This window comes from Dyella tabacisoli (assembly GCF_003350925.1).
Taxonomy (GTDB): domain Bacteria; phylum Pseudomonadota; class Gammaproteobacteria; order Xanthomonadales; family Rhodanobacteraceae; genus Dyella_C; species Dyella_C tabacisoli.
In genome coordinates, this window is the sequence record NZ_KZ857175.1 from 431,955 (window position 1) to 449,302 (window position 17,348).

Sequence of the window (17,348 nt, forward strand, 5' to 3'; positions counted from 1 at the left end):
GTTCCCCGTTCCCCGTTCCCCGTTCCCCGTTCCCCGTTCCCCGTTCCCCGTTCCCCGTTCCCCGTTCCCCGTTCCCCGTTCCTAGGCCATCGCCATGAGCAAACAACAAAACGTCATCGCCCCGTCCATCCTCTCCGCGGATTTCGCGCGATTGGGTGATGACACCGCCAAGGCATTGATGGCCGGTGCGGATTGGGTGCATTTCGACGTGATGGACAACCATTACGTGCCTAATCTCACTATGGGTCCGATGGTGCTCAAGGCGTTGCGCGACTACGGCATTACCGCGCCGATCGACGTGCACCTGATGGTCAAGCCGGTGGACCGCATCGTGCCCGACTTCGCCAAGGCCGGCGCCAGTCTTATCAGTTTCCACCCTGAAGCGAGCGAGCATGTCGACCGCACCATCGGCCTTATCAAGGAGTCCGGTTGCCAGGCTGGCTTGGTGTTCAACCCGGCGACACCGCTGAATTGGCTCGACCACGTACTCGACAAGCTCGATCTGGTGCTTATCATGTCGGTGAATCCCGGCTTTGGCGGGCAAAAATTCATCCCCGGCGCGCTGGACAAGCTGCGCGAGGTACGCCGCCGCATCGACGATAGCGGTCGTGCCATACGCCTGGAGGTGGATGGTGGTGTGACTGCCGACAATATCGGTGAGATCGCCGCCGCCGGCGCGGATACCTTCGTGGCAGGGTCGGCCATCTTCAACGCGCCCGATTACCGCGCGGTGATCGAGGCCATGCGCCGGACACTCGCCGAGCGCTGAAACAAAAATCCCGACGCAGGGAACTGCGTCGGGATAAGCGTCGGTTAGGTAGACGCGAGAGGAGATCACACCATGGCTTGGCCTGTACTCCGGCGATCGGCGCCTTCCTGGGTAGCGATCGTACTTGCGGTTTCCACGGCAATGGAGACAGCACTAAACCATGGTGACTCTGACTCTCAGGATTCGATTTGGTTCCCGTGTCAAAAAAAGCCCCGCCTAAGCGGGGCAGGAACTCACCAGAGGGGGTAAAGAGGGGGTAAAGAGGTTGGGCTATTCGCCCCAGGCGGCCAGCGCGACTCCATTCACGCCGACCGCCGCCATGCCTTCCACGGCAAAATAAATGCTTAATGAAAGCCCAGGATCAGCCCGAGCAGCAGGGCGCCTAGCGCCAGGGTGACTCGCAACGGCTCAAAGCTGTGCAGTTCGGCGTTGGGGTCGCGCTCAGTGAGGTCAGCCTTGTTCATCGACAGGTTCCGGCTTGGGGATGGGTGCTATGACACTCCCCAACGGGGTGGCGGAGCCGGCACTAAGCGGGCGATTGGGCGATGGCATCTGGCAAAACGCGGGCAAATTCGCCGGTTGGCTTGCGTAGAGCGAGTGCGCAGAGCAACCTGCACCGCTACGTCATTGAAGAGATAAGCCATGGGCCGCAGTATCGCCATCGTCGAAGACGAACCGTTGATCCGCGCTAACTATGTCGAGGCATTGAACCGTTTTGGTTATGAAACGCGTGGTTACGGCTCGCGCCGTGAGGCGTCCACCGCGTTCGCGATGCGTTTGCCCGAGCTGGTGATTATCGATATTGGCCTGGGCGACGAGCCCGAAGGCGGCTTTGACTTGTGCCGCGAGCTGCGGGCGAAGTCGTCGACGTTGCCGATCATCTTTCTTACCGCGCGTGATTCGGATTTCGATGTGATTTCGGGCCTGCGCCTGGGGGCGGACGATTACCTCAGCAAAGACACCAGCCTGCATCAGCTAGCCGCGCGCATTGCCGCACTGTTTCGTCGCATCGAATCGCTGAAGGCGCCGACCTCCAGTGAGACGGTGATCGAGCACGGTCCGCTCAAGCTTGAATCCGAGCGCATGCGCATCACCTGGAACGATGCCGAGATTCCTCTCACCGTCACCGAATTCTGGATGGTGCATACGCTGGTGCGCTTTCCCGGCCATGTGAAAAATCGCGATCAACTGATGCGCGAGGCCGAGCTGGTGGTCGACGACGCCACCATCACTTCGCATATCAAGCGCATTCGCAAAAAATTCATTGCCGTCGCGCCGGAATTCGATGCGGTCGAGACCGTGCACGGCGTCGGTTACCGATGGAAGCCTTGATGCGGCGATTACTGTGGTTGTGTGGTTTGCTTGCCTTGCCCGTGTTGGCTCAAGCCGGCGCGGCTGCGCAAGACCATGGTGCCAAAGAGCATAGTGTAATCGTCTATGGGAAGCCCGATGGCAAGGTGGCCGGTTGGGGCATCGCGACCGATCTACCCAGCGGCTGGACGCAGGATTGCTGTCAGTACGCCCAGGCCATCGGCGTCAATCTGGTGCTGTATCGCGGCGAGTGGACCGGTGAACCCGAGCGGGTCATGGTACTCAACGTGTGGCCGCAGAAATTGCCCAGCCTGGACGCGGAGTGGCAAGACGATCAGAAGCGTTATCTGCAGCGCGATCCGACAGCCAAGGTATCTACCTTTGCGGTACATAACCCGGCGATGGCGTGTCATGGGCTGCTGTTTCAGGGCACCGATCATAAGGATGACGTTGTGGTGTTCTGCGATCCAGGCAAGGCAACCGGCGTTCGCTTGAGCTGGTCTATGACGATGTCGGCGGCTGACCCAACACGGCAAAGTGTGTTGGCACTTTTCAGCCAGGTGGTCGAGCAGTCGAGCTACATGAAATATGTATCGAAGCAGGCGTCCCCCGATAAGGCCAAGCATTGAATAATCGCCCAACCCTGCCTGCCGCCGATATCGTTACAGCATGAGCCTGCGTCGTAAATTACTGCTGGTCGCCCTATGCACCCTGGCCTTGCCGGTCGCCGGTTGGTTGTACGTGCGGCAGATGGAAACCTTATTGCGCGAGGGGCAGGCGCAAGCGCTGACGGCATCGGCGCGCGCGGTGGCGCGTAGCCTGGTGGTGGGTGGCGCGCTGCTGCCCACCCATAGTGAAGGTTGGTACGTGCAGGAAACGCAGACGCCAATCACCGTCGACGGATACGGCGATGATTGGGCGCCATTGACACCGTGGAGTCAGCCGCTGGGCAAGCGCGGCAAGTTATTGCTGGCCCAAAACAAAGACTGGCTTTACCTCTATGTGGATGTACGCAGTACGCACCGCACGCGCGCCGATGCGGCCGATGCAAACGCGCTGGTGGCCGATCATCTGATTCTCAGTCTGGGCAAGGATGGGTTGCAGCGTAGTTATCTGGTGGCAAGCGCGGCGCCGGGCCTGGTGACGGCACGGCCGCTGGGGGCGTCGGTGCCCGGATTGCCCGATATGCTTACGGCGCAATGGCAGGAGGATGGCAGCGGTTATCGTATTGAGTTGCGCCTGCCGCGCAGCCTGGGTTTGGACCAGCTCGGCCTGGGCGTGCATGACGCATCCGTCGATGGGCCGGGTTCCAATCTGTCTGGCTCCAGCGAACCAGATCCCTTGGCGGTCGAAACGCGTCCGCTGCTGAGTTACTCCGCCGCGTTGTCGAAGGAGCTGGCCTTACTCGCGCCCGACGACATCCGCGCGCGCGTGCTGGCGCCGCAAGGGTGGCTGCTGGCGCAGAGCGGGCATTTGGGTGCGACCCGTGGCGAGCAGCCGGGCTGGTTTGCCGCCTTGATTTATCGTTCGTTGCTGGCCACACGTTTAGGCGACGCCAACTTGTGGGCCGAGGATGTGCCGCGCCTGGACCTGCCTGAAGTGCGCGCCGCCAGCGAAGGCGCGCCGGCGAATGTCTGGCGGCAGGGTGAGGCGCGTGGCAGTGTGGTGCTGGCGGCAACGGTACCGATTCAACGGCAAGGTCGCGTCGAGGGCGTGCTGCTGCTGGAGCAAGCCAGCCGTGCGGTGCCGCTGTTGGCAAATCGGGCCTTGCTGGGGCTGCTGCTGACCAGCTTCGGCGTGCTGCTGGTGGCCGGAGCCATTTTGTTGGCTTTCGCCACGCGCTTGAGTCTGCGCCTGGCGCGGCTGCGCGATGCGGCCGAGCGGGCGCAGGCCAATGATGGACGTCTAGACGGACCGATGATGATGGGCAAGTTTCCGATGACAGACGCGGAGGACGAGATAGGCGATCTCGCGCGTAGTTTCGAGCGCTTGTTTGAGGTCGTCGGCGGCTATACCGATTACCTGCGCACCTTGGCCTCCAAGCTGTCACACGAATTGAATACGCCGCTGGCGATCGTGAAATCTTCGCTGGATAACCTGGAGCACGCTTTGCAAGAGCGCTCGGCACTGCCGCCTGAGGCGCGGCCGTATCTGGCGCGCGCGCACGATGGCGTTGCCCGGCTTAGCGCGCTGGTGCGTGCGATGAGCGAGGCCAGCCGCATGGAGCGGTCGATTGCCGCTGCCGAACCCGAGGATGTCGATCTGGTCGAGGTCGTGCGCGGCTGTGCCGAGGCGTATCGGCCATTGGCGGGCACGCGGCGATTGGACTGCGATGTGCCGGCGACGCCCTTGCACTTGCACTGTGCACCAGAATTGCTCGCGCAAGCGCTGGACAAACTGTTCGATAACGCCTTGTCGTTTACGCCGGATGGCGGGTGGATGCGGCTGACTTTGCGTGCTCTCGATGACGGGGCCGAGATCGAGTTGGCCAACCAGGGCTCGCCGCTGCCTGCCGCCATGCAAGGACGATTGTTCGATTCGCTGGTCAGCCTGCGCGACAAGGCCACGCCTGGCGACGCGCCGCATCTGGGGCTAGGGCTTTATGTGGTGCGGCTGGTGGCCGAGCGGCATGGCGGCAATGCCGTTGCACGCAATCTGGAGGACGGCAACGGTGTCGCATTCAGTCTGCGCCTGCAGGGTATGCCACGGATGCGGTTGTCCGGCTAGGCATTACAAGGTTTAGCGGCGCAAGCAAGCCTCGCGCAAGCAGAAGCGCGCACGCATTGCCCTACAATGCGGCTTCCCGTTTGGTCACCGGATACTCTTCACGTGATTTCCCGAGACGAATTCGACGCGCTGGTTGCCAAAGGGCATACGCGCATTCCGTTAGTGCGCGAGGTGTTTTCCGATCTGGATACGCCGCTGTCGGTGTATCTGAAACTGGCCGATGGCCCATACACCTTTTTGTTCGAGTCGGTCGAGGGCGGCGCCACCTGGGGGCGTTATTCGATTATCGGCCTGCCGGCCAAGCGCGTGTATCGGCTGCGTGGGCATGAGCTGGAAGTGGAGGATGCCGGCGAGGTGATCGAGCGTCGTCACCTTGACGATCCGTTGGCCGAGATCGAAAAGCTTCGTCTGCAATACGACGTACCGCAGTTGCCGCAGTTGCCGGCGTTCAGCGGTGGCCTGGTGGGGTATTTCGGTTTCGAGACCATTGGCTATATCGAGCCGCGACTGGCGAAATGGGATCGACCCGACGAGCTGGGTACACCCGATGTACTGCTGATGCTGGCCGAGGAGATCGCCGTATTCGATAACCTCAAGGGGCGGCTATATCTGATCGTGCATGCCGACCCGTCGCATCCGCAGGCGTATGCGCAAGCCCAGCGCCGGCTCGATGCCCTGGTCTATCGGTTACGCCAGGGGGGCGCATCGTATCCGCAGTTGACTCAATCGGTCGCCTTGGACGAGAGCGATTTCAAATCCTCGTTCACGCGTGCTGAGTTCGAGGCGATGGTGGAGCGCGCCAAGGAATACATCCGCGCCGGCGACGTTTTTCAAGTGGTGCCTTCGCAGCGGCTTAGCGTCGGTTTCAATGCGCGGCCGGTGGATGTGTATCGCGCACTGCGCGCGCTCAATCCTTCGCCGTACATGTATTTCCTCGATCTCGGCGCGACGCAGATCGTCGGCTCTTCGCCGGAGATTCTTGCTCGTCTTAAAGACGGCAAAGTCATCGTGCGGCCGTTAGCCGGCACTCGCAAGCGTGGCGCCACCGAGGCGGAGGATCAGGCCCTGGAGGCCGAGCTGCTGGCCGACCCCAAAGAGCGCGCCGAGCATGTGATGCTGATCGATCTGGGCCGCAACGATATTGGCCGCATCAGCGAGGTCGGTAGTGTGGAGGTGAGCGAGTCCTTTGTGGTCGAACGCTACTCGCACGTGATGCACATCGTGTCTGAGGTGCAGGGCACTTTTCGCCAGGGGCTGGGATATATGGATGTGCTCAAGGCGACGTTCCCCGCCGGCACGCTCAGCGGCGCGCCGAAGATCCGCGCGCTGGAGATCATCCAGGAGCTGGAGCCGTATAAGCGCAACATTTACGCCGGCGCCATCGGCTGGATCGGCTGGTGGGGCGATGCCGATACCGCCATCGCGATCCGTACGGCGGTGATCCAGGACGGCCGTCTCCATGTGCAGGCCGGTGCCGGCATCGTCTATGACTCCGACCCCGCCGCCGAGTGGGAGGAAACGATGAACAAGGGGCGCGCATTGTTTCGTGCGGTGGCGCAGGCAGCCAAAGGGCTTTAGTGGCCCAGCATAAATCATGCGCATTTACCGCTAATCACATGGACTGGTTATGTCACGACAGAACGTATTCGCCATGACGCGACCCACCGCTACGGTTGCTGTGCCCGCTAAGCGTGCGAGCTTTGGTCATGGCGTCTTTGCAGGTCGCCTGCCGTTACTGTTGTCGTTGATTGCTTGCCTGGGCACGGCTTGCTCAAAATCCACTGATTCCGCATCCGACTCCTTGCCTGCGGCATCAGCGGGTCAGCCGGTGACCGTAAGCCAGGTCTGGACACCATCGGGCCTGTGCGCCGATTCGGATCGCATCGAGATCAGCGATCACAGCGTGATGGTGATGACGAAAGGGCAGCGGCACGAATTCGGCAAGCTCGATCGCTCCAAGCCGGATCTGATTCAAGTGACCGACAACCATCGCGATGACCGCTTAGCTTTTGTACTTGCCAGCGGGCGTGGCGACAGCGACGGCGTACTGTATTTCAACGCGGGTACGGGCAATGGCGGCGCTGAAGTCCGCGATCTGGTGGGGACTCAGTTCAATCGTTGCGATTCGACGCCGATAAATCCACAGCAAGCCCAGAGCGCACCACCCCAGCCTGATGGCGTGGTGCTGCATCAAGACGAGGTATACGCCAGCGATGGCTTGAAGCTGGAGCTGCGTCCGGGTATCTGGCGACTCGACGATGCTCGGTTGAGCAAGCTCAGCATTCTCGATAAGGGCGAGCGTTTCGAGTTTTCTATCGTTGACGAGAAGGGCGTGCCGACGGTGGTGGTGATCGATGCGAGTCGTGCGTTCGTATTGTTCAAGTCCGCTACCGATGTACTCGATGGCAAGGTGATCGAGGATCACTACTATGTTTTTGATCGGGCGACCAAGTCGTTGGTGGATCTGGCGGCGGTTATGAACAACGGCTCGCGTCCGCTGGTCAAGCTGGACTACGAGGGTGGCAACTATCACTTCAACGTGAGCGGTACGACACGTGATCCAGCGGAAAAGACGGATGCCCCGTTCACTGAAGATATCCAGTTTGCATTTAATCGCCGCGGCGATTTGAAGATCATCAGCAGCAGCGATGAAGACGCATCGCCCGAAAAAATCGCTCCGTTGAGCAAGGCCGCGCCAAAGGAGCGCGTGGTGCAACTCTCGCCTTGTGATCGCGGTAGCGCGCCGGCGACGTATGTGACCGTCGAGAAAGACACGCTTTTCAAAGTAGCCAAGGCGCAGGGCGTCGACATCAATATGCTTAGCCGCATCAATCCGTCTGCTGGCCTCGCCTTGCCGGTAGGTACGGTGCTTGATTTGCCGGTGCGAGGCGCCGGCGCGCCTATGTCGGAGCTGCGCGTCCAACTCAACGATATCGGCTTTCGTCACCAGTCCTTCGCTGCGCTCAAAGTGCATGCGGGCGCCTGCTCGCGCGAAGTGACGACGGACGCTAATGGCATGACGCCCACGCTGCTGCTTGGTGGCGTCAATGAGTCCGTGAGTTATGAGTATCTCCAGCCGGACGGTAGCTATATCAAGGCCGAGGGTGCGGACAATAAGGCGGTGCCTGTCGGTCACTGGAGCGTGGATCTTTCCTCGCGGGTCATGCAATTGCAGCCTCTGGCGGGAGATGAGCCTTTCTCGACCGGTGAGGCCAGCCCGTTTCCTTTCTGCCCTGGTTGTACCTTTCCGGGGCTAAGCAAAGATCCCGCACTCGTCGGTGGGCAAGCCGGACAGAAGTTTGTATTGCCGCGTTTCAATGAGACACTCGGAAAAGACGCCAAGGCATGGATTTATCGCCGCACCGATGGCGGCTTGCTCTGGAGCGGCGCGGTCCTTGATCCGCATATGACTGAATTGATGAATAAAGCGACCACCGATCAATACAAGATATTCGTAGGTTTTGATGGCTGGTCGACTGCATTTGACGAGATCAAAGACGACAGCGATGCAACAGCGGGCGAGCAAAACGATGCGGCGGCGGAGTGAGATGTCCTTCACGCGGTACGGCTTGATGGCATTGCCTATGCTCCTCTCGCTCACGGCGCTCGCCCGTGAACCGGCTCCGGCGCCATGGGTAGATGATTCGTTCAGCCGTCTAAAGGCCCTGGCTTTATTGCAGTCATTGAATGCTGATCTGCTTAGTCACCCCAGTGCCACACTGACGCTGGAGCGCTGGTGCGGTACACACCGACTGGCGCCCGAAGCGAAAATCGTCGCGCATCGCATCAAGGGCGACGACAAGCCGTTGCCGGATGGTGCGCGCGAGCAGCTCGCTATTGGCATCGATGAGCCGGTGCGTTATCGGCGTGTACAACTCGTCTGCGGCGAGCGTGTGCTGTCCGAGGCGGACAATTGGTATGTGCCGGCACGATTGACTGACGACATGAATCGCCAACTCGATCACTCGGACGTGCCGTTTGGCCGTGTCGTACAGGCGCTGAAGTTTCGCCGCCAGACACTATCGGCCGAATTGCTGTGGTCGCCCTTGCCCGAGGGGTGGGAAATGAGCGGCATCTTGCCGCCGGCAACCGGTCGCGCTTTGGCGGTGCCGGAACAGGTGCTGCGACATCGCGCTTTGCTATATACCCAGGACAACCAGCCTTTCAGCCTGGTGGTCGAAACCTATACTTCCGGGGTGCTGGCTTTCGAGCCGGATCACATCAGGCTTCCGTAAGCTGTTCGATCAGGCTGCTCGATCGGGCTGCGCGAATCGTGAACGATCAGGAAATTCCTGATTTATATGTGAATAATTCGTGTTTTATGGCCGTCTATGTCAATCGAGATGGCGAGGTAAGCCTGCATCGCGCACAATGGCGGCCTGCCGCTGCTCGGCGGTCAGCCTTGAAACAGCGAGTCATGTCGCGGGCGGCAACAACGCCTGAGTACATGCGTACTTGCATATCGACAGGATCCGCGTGACATGCTTTTGATGATCGACAATTACGACAGCTTCACCTACAACCTTGTGCAATACCTTGGCGAGTTGGGCCAAGAGGTGCGGGTCGTGCGTAATGATGATTTCGATGTGGCGGGCATCCGTGCGCTGCGTCCCTCGCACATCATGATTTCACCGGGGCCCGGCACGCCTGACGATGCGGGTGTATCGCTGAACGTCTTGCGCGAGTTGGCGGGGAGCATTCCCGTGTTCGGCGTGTGCCTGGGCCATCAGGCGATCGGGCAGGCGTTTGGCGGCAAAGTGATTCGCGCCAAGCAGATCATGCACGGCAAAACCTCGCCCGTACGCCATCGCGGTCAAGGCGTATTCGCCGGGTTGCCCGATCCGTTCGAGGCGACGCGCTATCACTCGCTGGTGGTGGAGCAAAGCTCGCTGCCCGATTGCCTTGAGGTGACCGCCTGGACGGAAAATGCCGACGGCTCGGTCGACGAGATCATGGGGTTGCGGCATAAGACGCTGGCGATCGAAGGCGTGCAGTTTCATCCCGAGTCGATCCTGACTCAGTACGGTCACGATTTATTGCGTAACTTTCTCGGTCTGTCTTTGAAGCAAGCGGCATGAGCCAGGTCGAACACGGCGTAACCATGACGCCGCAAGAAGCCTTGCAGCGAACGATCGAGCATCGCGAAATATTTCATGACGAAATGATCGTCTTGATGCGGCAAATCATGCGTGGCGAAGTGAGCGCGCTGATGACGGCTGCGATCATCACCGGTCTGCGCGTCAAGAAGGAAACCATTGGCGAGATCACCGGCGCGGCGCGGGTGATGCGCGAGCTGTCGGCGAAGGTCGACGCGCCGCCGCACAATCATTTCATCGACATCGTAGGCACCGGCGGCGACGGCGCATCCACGTTCAATATCTCGACCGCGTCGATGTTTGTTGCGGCGGCGGCAGGTGCGCGGGTGGCCAAGCATGGTGGCCGCAGTGTCTCGTCCAAATCGGGCAGCGCCGACGTACTGGAGGCGCTTGGTGCCCGGATCGATCTCGCGCCGGCGCAGGTTGCGCAATGTATGGCTGAAACGGACATCGGTTTCATGTTCGCGCCTAATCATCACCCGGCCATGAAGGTTGTTGCGCCGGTGCGCAAAGAAATGGGTGTGCGCACGCTGTTCAATATTCTCGGTCCGCTGACCAATCCTGCCGGTGCGACGAATATCTTGATGGGCGTCTTTCATCCCGATCTGGTCGGCATTCAGGTGCGGGTATTGCAGGCACTGGGCGCACAGCATGCCTTGGTGGTGTGGGGGCGCGATGGGATGGACGAAATCTCGCTGGGCGCGGCCACCCTGGTCGGTGAGCTGCGCAACGGCAAGGTGCGCGAATATGAGGTGGAGCCTGAGGATTTTGGCCTGGCGATGGCTTCCAGCCGTAATTTGCGCGTAGAGAATGCCGAGGAATCCCGCGCCATGTTGTTGGAGGCGTTAAATGGACGAAGCGGCGTGCCGCATGATGTGGTATGTCTGAACGCTGGCGCGGCGCTATATGCGGCTGATGTAGCTGATTCCATCGGCGCGGGTATCGAGTTGGCGCGTGCGACCATTGCCAGCGGCGCGGCTCGTGCAAAAATAGACGCTTTCGTGGCGACCACCCAGCGACTCGCTGCTTCGTAATCTCTACGCGCACAGGGTGCGCTCCAACATTGAGCACTGGACATCATGGCTGACATCCTTACTCGCATCCTGACGCGTAAGACCGAAGAAATCGCCGAGCGCAGCGCCAAGCTGTCGCTGGCCGATTTATCCGCTCGCGTCGCCGACCTGCCGGATACGCGTGGTTTTGCCGCGGCCATCGAAGCGAAGATCGATGCCGGTTTGCCGGCGGTGATCGCCGAGGTCAAGAAAGCGAGCCCGAGCAAAGGCGTGATTCGCGCCGACTTCGACCCGGCGGCGATTGCCCGCAGCTACGAGGCTGGCGGTGCGGCCTGCCTTTCCGTACTCACCGATCGCGATTTTTTCCAGGGCAGCGAAGACTTTCTGACGCAGGCGCGCGCGGCATGCTCGCTGCCGGTGCTGCGCAAGGATTTCGTGATCGACCCTTACCAGGTTTACGAGGCGCGGGTGATCGGCGCCGATTGCATTCTGCTGATCGTCGCCGCACTCGGTGACGCAGCATTGCTGGAGCTGTCGATGCTGGCGGCCGAGCTGGATCTCGATGTGCTTTGCGAAGTGCACGATGCCGAAGAGCTGGAGCGTGCGCTGGCGTTGCCGGTGCCGTTGATCGGTGTGAATAACCGCAACTTGCGCACCTTCAAGACCTCGCTCGATACCTCGCTCGAATTGCAGGAATTGATGGAGTACGACCGCATCCTGGTCAGCGAATCAGGCATCCATACGCCCGAAGACGTGACGCTGTTGCGCGATGCCGGCATCAACGCCTTTTTGGTGGGCGAGGCATTTATGCGTGCGGCTGATCCGGGGCAGGAGTTGAAGCGGCTATTCGCTGCACCATAACGTTATGGAAGTTATTGATACACAGGCCATGCCGGTTGCGGCAGATACGGGTGTTGCCGCGCCGCGCACCGTGCTATTCGATTTTGATGGCGTATTGATCCACGGCGATGCGTTTACGCTGTTTATCCGCGATCGTTTTTCGCGTTCATGGTCATGCAAGCTGTTGGCTTTGCTTGCGTTGCCGTGGCTGTTGTTACGGTTGCCGTTCTCATGGAAATTGCCGGCACGCAGCCTGGTTCATATTGCTTTGTGTGGGCTCAACGAGGCGCGTTACGCCGTTGCCGCGCGAGCCTTTGCGAAACTGCTGGTCAGCCGACCCCGCCAGTTCAGCCGCGATGGCTTGCTGGCCTTGCGCCGACATCAGGCCGCGGGCGACAAGGTCATTGTGGTTACGGGTTGCGAACAGGTCCTGGTCAGCAGTGTGCTTGAGCAGCTCGGCTTGAGTGAGCTGCATATACTAGCGTCGCAACTACGGCCGAGCTTGCTCGGCATGCGCGTCAAGCTGCACAACGTGGGCAGGCGTAAGCCGTTACAGCTAGCCGCGCATGGCATTGAGGCGTGGCAGCTAGCTTATAGCGATTCGTTGATGGACGTGCCTATGCTCAAGCCGGCCGCCGAGGCGGTGTTGGTCAACGGGACGCCGGCTTTGTGCAAGAAGCTGGAGCGTGCGCTTGGGCGCAGCGTGACGCGGGTCGAGTGGTTCTAGGCCACCGTGGGCACTTGCATTGGGCCGCCCGGATAATTACGTTAGTGCTAACGTAATTATCCGGGCGGCCCAAAATGTACTTGTCTTCCCTTTCCGAGTTGGCCTTCGGTAGCCGGCTCAAGGCGCTTAGCGATCAGTTCTATACCGCCGCCGACGAGGTTTACCGTGCCTGCGATGCGCGGATCGAATCGCGTTGGTTTCCAGTCTTGCGTTACCTGTGGGAAAACGGGCCAACCACCGTAAGTGAGGTGGCTGCGGCGATTGGTCAGACCCACTCGGCGGTCAGCCAATTGACCGACAAGCTGGTGCGGGCAGGCATGGTGCGGCGCCGTCGTGATGCTGAGGATGGCCGTCGCAGCATGCTGACGCTGACCGAGAAGGCGCGTGATTCACTCGGTGCGCTCGGGCCTGTGTGGTGTTCGATTCGACGCGGTGTGGCCGTTGTACTGGGTGACGATGGCAAAGCCTTGCTGGCGGCCATGGCAGCCTGCGAAAAGGCATTACTGGACCGGCCCATCGTGGACGCCATTATGGCCGAGCATGCGGCGCTGACCTCCGCATCGCTGGAAATCGTGCCGTATGAGCCGGCTTTGCGGGAGCACTTCTACCGGCTCAACGCGCAATGGCTGGAGCGGCATTTCCGCTTGGAAGATATCGATCGCGCCATGCTTGGCGACCCCGAGCGCTATGTATTGCAGCCGGGCGGGGCGATCTTTTTTGCTCGCCTGGGCGGCGAAATCATCGGCACCTGCGCCTTGCTGTGCGAGTCGCCGGGCGTCTACGAATTATCCAAGATGGGTGTGGACGAGACCTTTCGTGGGCTCGGCGCCGGCCGGCAATTGCTCGATACGGCCATCGGCGAATTTCATCGACGCAAGGGCGAGACCTTGTTTCTGGAGTCCAATAGCCGCTTGAAGACGGCGTTGCGCATGTACGAGCAAGCCGGTTTTGTGTTGCAGCCCGCTTCCCGTGCCGGTTCGCATTACGAGCGAGCCGATGTGTACATGGTTTATCAGTCGAAGTAAGGCTGGGAGCCAGCCTGCCAGCCCCTCCCCTGCAAGCAGGGAAGGGGCCTGTATGGCTCAGGCGAATAGCTCAACGCGTGCCGCGCACCACGATGGTCTTGCCGGCAACATCGATCATGCGTTGTTCTTCCAGTTGCTTGAGGACGCGACCGACCATCTCGCGCGAGCAACCCACGATGCGGCTCACCTCCTGGCGGGAGATGCGAATCTGGGTGCCGTCGGGGTGACTCATCGAGTCGGGTTCTTGGCACAGGTCGAGCAGGGTGCGCGAAATGCGGTTAGTGACGTCCATGAAAGCCATCCGGCTGACTTGGCGCGAGGTACGCAACAAACGGTGGGTGAGCTGGGCGCCGATGGCGCACAGAATCTTTGGGCATTCCTCGCGTAGCGGCCCTTCCATGAGCTGGAACAGCCGCTCATAGCTGATTTCGGCCATTTCGCAGGGGGTGCGGGTGCGTACGACCGATTCGCGCTGAGACTGCTCCACGAACAGCCCCATTTCGCCGATGAACTGCCCCCGGCTGAGATAAGCCAGGATCAGCTCACGCCCTTGTTCGTCCTCGGTGCAGACCGCCAGCGAGCCCTCAATAATGTAATAAAGCGTGTTGGCCGGGTCTCCCGGACGAATGATGGCGGTCTTACCCGGATAACGACGGCGATGGCAGAGCGCAAGAAAACGCTCCATCGAAGCCGGGTCGGGGGCAAAGCCGGCAGGTGCCTGCGAACGTTCAAATGCTTGCTGGAGTTGGTATTTGAGTTGCGCCACGTGCTGCCCCGAAGAAGTAGGTTCAAGTACCGCGGGATCGGCGTCATCGCGCCTGAATGGTTCCCCTTGGCATTATGACAAACTAAAAATGCGCGTCTACCGCAGGTTCAGTTTTTCTGACTTTTGTCGCATACTTGACGGTCTTTCCGGCGTGACACCAATGTCACGGCCCGGTAACAAGGGTCGCGGAGGCTTCGTTCTTACGCGTCGTACTATGCAGCGGGGACCCTTGTAGCTAACCCGCCCTCTACTGCTGGCCGCATTCGGTCATGGAGAGTCGTTGTGGTGAAACCCCTTCCGCGCTTGCGTTTGCAAGGCTTCAACAACCTTACCAAAGCCTTGAGCTTTAACATCTATGACATTTGCTATGCAGTGTCTGAAGATCAGCGCCAGCGCTATATCGAATACATCGACGAGCAGTACGACGCCGATCGCCTGACCCAGATCCTTACCGATGTGGCCGAGATCATCGGCGCGAACATCCTCAACATCGCCCGCCAGGATTACGACCCGCAGGGTGCTTCGGTGACGATCCTGATCTCCGAAGAGCCGGTGATTGAGAAGCTCGGCCGCGACAGCATTTCCGGCGCCATGGTGGCACACATGGACAAGAGTCACATCACCGTCCATACCTACCCGGAAACGCACCCGCACAACGGCATCGCGACCTTCCGCGCCGATATCGACGTGGCTACCTGCGGCGTGATCTCCCCGCTGAAGGCCCTGAACTACCTGATCGACAGCTTCGAGTCAGATATCGTGGTCTGCGACTACCGCGTGCGCGGCTTTACCCGTGACGTGAAGGGCAAAAAGCACTTCATCGACCATAAGATCAATTCGGTGCAGGACTACCTGGCGCGCCACATCCGGCAGAAGTACGAGATGTTCGACGTCAATGTGTACCAAGAGAACATGTTCCATACGAAGATGCACATCAAAGACTTCGATCTGGATACCTATTTGTTCGAGGCCCACGCCGACGATCTTTCGTTCAAGGAGCGCCAGCGCATCGAGTCGCTGCTGCGCCGCGAAATCGAAGAGCTGTTCCACGGTCGCAACCTGATGTAACGAAAAACCCGCCTTACGGCGGGTTTTTTTTATGGGGGCCCACCCGTGGGTGGCTTTGCTGCCGCTACCAGCGATAAGCCACCGTTTTCATCACCATCGAGCTGAATTCCATCAGCTTCGGGATGGGAAAGGGCAGGTCGATACCGCCACGCTGCTGCGCGGCTTGTGCATGCCTTACCTCGTCGGTTTGCATCTGGCTCAGGATGGCGCGTGAGCGCTCGTCCTGGGCCGGTAGCTGGTCCAGGTGATCGGCTAGATGGGCCTCCACCTGGCGCTCGGTTTCGACCACAAAGCCCAGGCTTACCGGGTCGCTGATGGCTGCGGCGGCGACGCCGATGGCGTAGCTGCCGGCATACCACAGCGGGTTGAGCAGGCTGGGCCGGCTATCCAGTTGATGCAGGCGTTCGGCGCACCAGGCCAGGTGATCGGTTTCTTCGGCTGCGGCGTGCAGCAGGTGTTGGCGGGTTTCGTCATCGCGGGCCAATGCGGCCTGGCCGAAATACAGCGCCTGGGCGCAGACCTCGCCGGTGTGATTGATGCGCATCAGTCCGGCGGCGTGGCGGCGCTCGGCTTCGTCCAGATCGGCCTCGGCCATGCTGGCGCCGGGAGAGTCCCGGTTCGCCTCCGGGGTGCCGGCAATGGCCTCCATGGCGCGCTCGATGCCAATCAGCAGGCGATCCAGCGAGGTAAGGGTGCGTGTGTTCATAACGACTCCACTGGGGCGTTTTCGAGCTGCTGAGCCAGCAGCGTCAAGGGATGCAAATGCGGCCAGGCATGCCCGGATTCATTCATGCCGGCGGCCAGGTGCAGGCGACAACCGATATTGGACGACAGCAATAGCTGTGGTGCCAAGTCGGCAGCTCGTCGCAGCATGTCGCCGCGAAGGCGTGAGGCACGCTCGGGAAATTCCAAGAGATGGCTGCCGGCCGCGCCGCAGCAGTACGGCGGCGAGGGCAGCGGGGCCACATCCAGCTCGGGGATGCGCCGAAGCAATTGCAGCAAGGTAGCGTCACTGCGCGCCACATTGGTTTGCGTGCACGGTAGATGCAAGGCGGCGCGGCGCGCGAGTGGGCGAAAGTGCAGGCGTTCGGTCTGGCTGGCGAGCAGGCTATAGGGGGCGGCAACAGATACCCCTGGCAAGGCCCGCCGCAGCGTACCCAGGCAGCCCGGCGTCACGGTGAGCAAATGCTGGGCGCCGCTGGCGGCCCAGGCCTGGCGAACGCGTTGTGCGGCCTGTTCGGCTGCTTCGGCAGCGCCGCCGTGCAAATCCAGCGCGCCGCAGCAGAACGCCGGTAGTTGTACGACCCGATATCCGGCCGCGCCGAGCAGGCGGATCGTCGCCTGTTGCGCCTCGGCATCGGCAATGCTGGCGATGCAGCCAGGAAATAGTGCGACCACGCCCAGCGCTGGCGTCGTTGGGGTGGCCGAAACAGGGCTGGTTGGCGCCCGCGCGCTCCTGGTCGGCAGCAGGCTCAATGCGGTACGCCAGGCCGATCCAAGCGGTAGCTGCCACTTGGGCACTCTCAATAGAGCGGCGATAGCCAGCAATGGCTTCAGCAGTGCCGGTCGCTTAAGCAGGGCCAGCAATCCACGCGGCCGTTGCGGCGAAGGGCCGAGCAGGGCGCGTGTTTCCACCAGCAATTCGGCGTATTGCACGTTCGCCGGGCAGACCCGTTCGCAGCCCAGGCAGCCCAGGCAATGATCCAGATGCTCGCGCAGGCCGGGGGTGGCAACGACCTCGCCCTTCGCCAGCGCCGCGGCGATGGCGATCCGCCCGCGCGGCGATTCAGCCTCATTGCGGTCTAGCGCATAGGTAGGGCATACCGGCAGGCACAAGCCGCACTGCACGCATTGATCGGCCAGTGCGGCGATTCGGTTGGGGGTCTTCTCAAGCAGCATGCCGATCATGCTATCATCGCCGACTCGCAGCCCGCCGGTCCGTGGGCTTGCGCGATAGATGAAAGCTCCGCTATCATCTCGCGCCTTTGCTCCACTGATTATGCACA

General features: G+C 60.9%; 16 protein-coding genes. 13 read left to right on the plus strand and 3 right to left on the minus strand.

Annotated features, from left to right (window positions below; all coding sequences use genetic code 11):
• Positions 1-94 precede the first annotated feature (94 nt).
• The 12 genes from rpe (at position 95) to DVJ77_RS08855 (ending at position 13,508) form a co-directional block, all read left to right on the plus strand.
• Positions 95-769, plus strand: coding sequence for a ribulose-phosphate 3-epimerase (gene rpe, locus DVJ77_RS08800; RefSeq protein WP_114845100.1), 675 nt, complete (start codon positions 95-97; stop codon positions 767-769).
• Positions 770-1,411: 642 nt separating this feature from the next.
• Entirely contained in the window at positions 1,412-2,101 is a 690-nt protein-coding gene (gene pdsR / locus DVJ77_RS08805; protein ID WP_114845101.1) for a proteobacterial dedicated sortase system response regulator, read from the plus strand.
• Positions 2,101-2,709, plus strand: coding sequence for a hypothetical protein (locus tag DVJ77_RS08810; protein WP_114845102.1), 609 nt, complete (start codon positions 2,101-2,103; stop codon positions 2,707-2,709). The genes pdsR and DVJ77_RS08810 overlap by 1 nt, the downstream gene beginning before the upstream one ends.
• A 40-nt stretch (positions 2,710-2,749) precedes the next feature.
• Positions 2,750-4,807, plus strand: a complete 2,058-nt coding sequence (locus DVJ77_RS08815) for an ATP-binding protein (RefSeq protein ID WP_114845103.1) — start codon at positions 2,750-2,752, stop codon at positions 4,805-4,807.
• A gap of 102 nt (positions 4,808-4,909) precedes the next feature.
• On the plus strand, positions 4,910-6,385 hold the full coding sequence (gene trpE, locus DVJ77_RS08820; RefSeq protein WP_114845104.1) for an anthranilate synthase component I: 1,476 nt from the start codon (positions 4,910-4,912) through the stop codon (positions 6,383-6,385).
• Between the two features lie 49 nt (positions 6,386-6,434).
• On the plus strand, positions 6,435-8,354 hold the full coding sequence (locus tag DVJ77_RS08825; protein WP_114845105.1) for a LysM peptidoglycan-binding domain-containing protein: 1,920 nt from the start codon (positions 6,435-6,437) through the stop codon (positions 8,352-8,354).
• A 37-nt stretch (positions 8,355-8,391) separates the two neighbouring features.
• Complete coding sequence (locus tag DVJ77_RS08830) at positions 8,392-9,042, plus strand: hypothetical protein (protein WP_225427906.1); 651 nt, start codon at positions 8,392-8,394, stop codon at positions 9,040-9,042.
• 246 nt (positions 9,043-9,288) lie between these two features.
• On the plus strand, positions 9,289-9,885 hold the full coding sequence (locus DVJ77_RS08835) for an anthranilate synthase component II (protein ID WP_114845106.1): 597 nt from the start codon (positions 9,289-9,291) through the stop codon (positions 9,883-9,885).
• Positions 9,882-10,937: an anthranilate phosphoribosyltransferase gene (trpD, locus tag DVJ77_RS08840; protein WP_114845107.1), complete on the plus strand. Its 1,056-nt coding sequence runs from the start codon at positions 9,882-9,884 to the stop codon at positions 10,935-10,937. Before DVJ77_RS08835 ends, trpD begins: the two co-directional genes overlap by 4 nt.
• A 45-nt stretch (positions 10,938-10,982) precedes the next feature.
• Positions 10,983-11,777 carry an indole-3-glycerol phosphate synthase TrpC gene (trpC, locus tag DVJ77_RS08845; protein ID WP_114845108.1) on the plus strand — a complete coding sequence of 265 codons (795 nt, stop codon included), beginning with the start codon at positions 10,983-10,985 and terminating at the stop codon, positions 11,775-11,777.
• Positions 11,778-11,781: 4 nt separating this feature from the next.
• On the plus strand, positions 11,782-12,483 hold the full coding sequence (locus DVJ77_RS08850; protein WP_114845109.1) for a haloacid dehalogenase-like hydrolase: 702 nt from the start codon (positions 11,782-11,784) through the stop codon (positions 12,481-12,483).
• A gap of 74 nt (positions 12,484-12,557) precedes the next feature.
• Complete coding sequence (locus DVJ77_RS08855; protein ID WP_114845110.1) at positions 12,558-13,508, plus strand: bifunctional helix-turn-helix transcriptional regulator/GNAT family N-acetyltransferase; 951 nt, start codon at positions 12,558-12,560, stop codon at positions 13,506-13,508.
• A 70-nt stretch (positions 13,509-13,578) separates the two neighbouring features.
• On the opposite strand, the gene crp is transcribed toward DVJ77_RS08855, so the two are convergent.
• Positions 13,579-14,274 (minus strand): cAMP-activated global transcriptional regulator CRP, encoded by a 696-nt coding sequence (gene crp / locus DVJ77_RS08860; RefSeq protein WP_114845111.1) that lies wholly within the window; start codon positions 14,272-14,274, stop codon positions 13,579-13,581.
• 282 nt (positions 14,275-14,556) lie between these two features.
• Here crp and speD point away from each other — a divergent pair, with 282 nt between their 5' ends.
• Positions 14,557-15,342: an adenosylmethionine decarboxylase gene (gene speD / locus DVJ77_RS08865; protein ID WP_114845112.1), complete on the plus strand. Its 786-nt coding sequence runs from the start codon at positions 14,557-14,559 to the stop codon at positions 15,340-15,342.
• A gap of 64 nt (positions 15,343-15,406) precedes the next feature.
• On the opposite strand, the gene coq7 is transcribed toward speD, so the two are convergent.
• Both coq7 and DVJ77_RS08875 read right to left on the minus strand, forming a co-directional pair.
• Entirely contained in the window at positions 15,407-16,048 is a 642-nt protein-coding gene (gene coq7, locus DVJ77_RS08870) for a 2-polyprenyl-3-methyl-6-methoxy-1,4-benzoquinone monooxygenase (protein WP_114845113.1), read from the minus strand.
• Positions 16,045-17,250 carry a (Fe-S)-binding protein gene (locus DVJ77_RS08875; RefSeq protein WP_114845114.1) on the minus strand — a complete coding sequence of 402 codons (1,206 nt, stop codon included), beginning with the start codon at positions 17,248-17,250 and terminating at the stop codon, positions 16,045-16,047. The genes coq7 and DVJ77_RS08875 overlap by 4 nt, the downstream gene beginning before the upstream one ends.
• Between the last annotated feature and the right edge of the window lie 98 nt (positions 17,251-17,348).

What these genes read in the sequence shown, in the direction of transcription:
- DVJ77_RS08815 (WP_114845103.1), top strand. Translation starts at nt 2,750, where the DNA reads ATGAGCCTGCGTCGTAAATTACTGCTGGTCGCCCTATGCACCCTGGCC.
- DVJ77_RS08830 (WP_225427906.1), top strand. Translation starts at nt 8,392, where the DNA reads ATGCTCCTCTCGCTCACGGCGCTCGCCCGTGAACCGGCTCCGGCGCCA.
- trpC (WP_114845108.1), top strand. Translation starts at nt 10,983, where the DNA reads ATGGCTGACATCCTTACTCGCATCCTGACGCGTAAGACCGAAGAAATC.
- DVJ77_RS08835 (WP_114845106.1), top strand. Translation starts at nt 9,289, where the DNA reads ATGCTTTTGATGATCGACAATTACGACAGCTTCACCTACAACCTTGTG.
- coq7 (WP_114845113.1), bottom strand. Translation starts at nt 16,048, where the DNA reads ATGAACACACGCACCCTTACCTCGCTGGATCGCCTGCTGATTGGCATC.
- pdsR (WP_114845101.1), top strand. Translation starts at nt 1,412, where the DNA reads ATGGGCCGCAGTATCGCCATCGTCGAAGACGAACCGTTGATCCGCGCT.
- DVJ77_RS08810 (WP_114845102.1), top strand. Translation starts at nt 2,101, where the DNA reads ATGCGGCGATTACTGTGGTTGTGTGGTTTGCTTGCCTTGCCCGTGTTG.
- DVJ77_RS08855 (WP_114845110.1), top strand. Translation starts at nt 12,558, where the DNA reads ATGTACTTGTCTTCCCTTTCCGAGTTGGCCTTCGGTAGCCGGCTCAAG.
- DVJ77_RS08825 (WP_114845105.1), top strand. Translation starts at nt 6,435, where the DNA reads ATGTCACGACAGAACGTATTCGCCATGACGCGACCCACCGCTACGGTT.
- trpD (WP_114845107.1), top strand. Translation starts at nt 9,882, where the DNA reads ATGAGCCAGGTCGAACACGGCGTAACCATGACGCCGCAAGAAGCCTTG.
- DVJ77_RS08875 (WP_114845114.1), bottom strand. Translation starts at nt 17,250, where the DNA reads ATGATCGGCATGCTGCTTGAGAAGACCCCCAACCGAATCGCCGCACTG.
- rpe (WP_114845100.1), top strand. Translation starts at nt 95, where the DNA reads ATGAGCAAACAACAAAACGTCATCGCCCCGTCCATCCTCTCCGCGGAT.
- DVJ77_RS08850 (WP_114845109.1), top strand. Translation starts at nt 11,782, where the DNA reads ATGGAAGTTATTGATACACAGGCCATGCCGGTTGCGGCAGATACGGGT.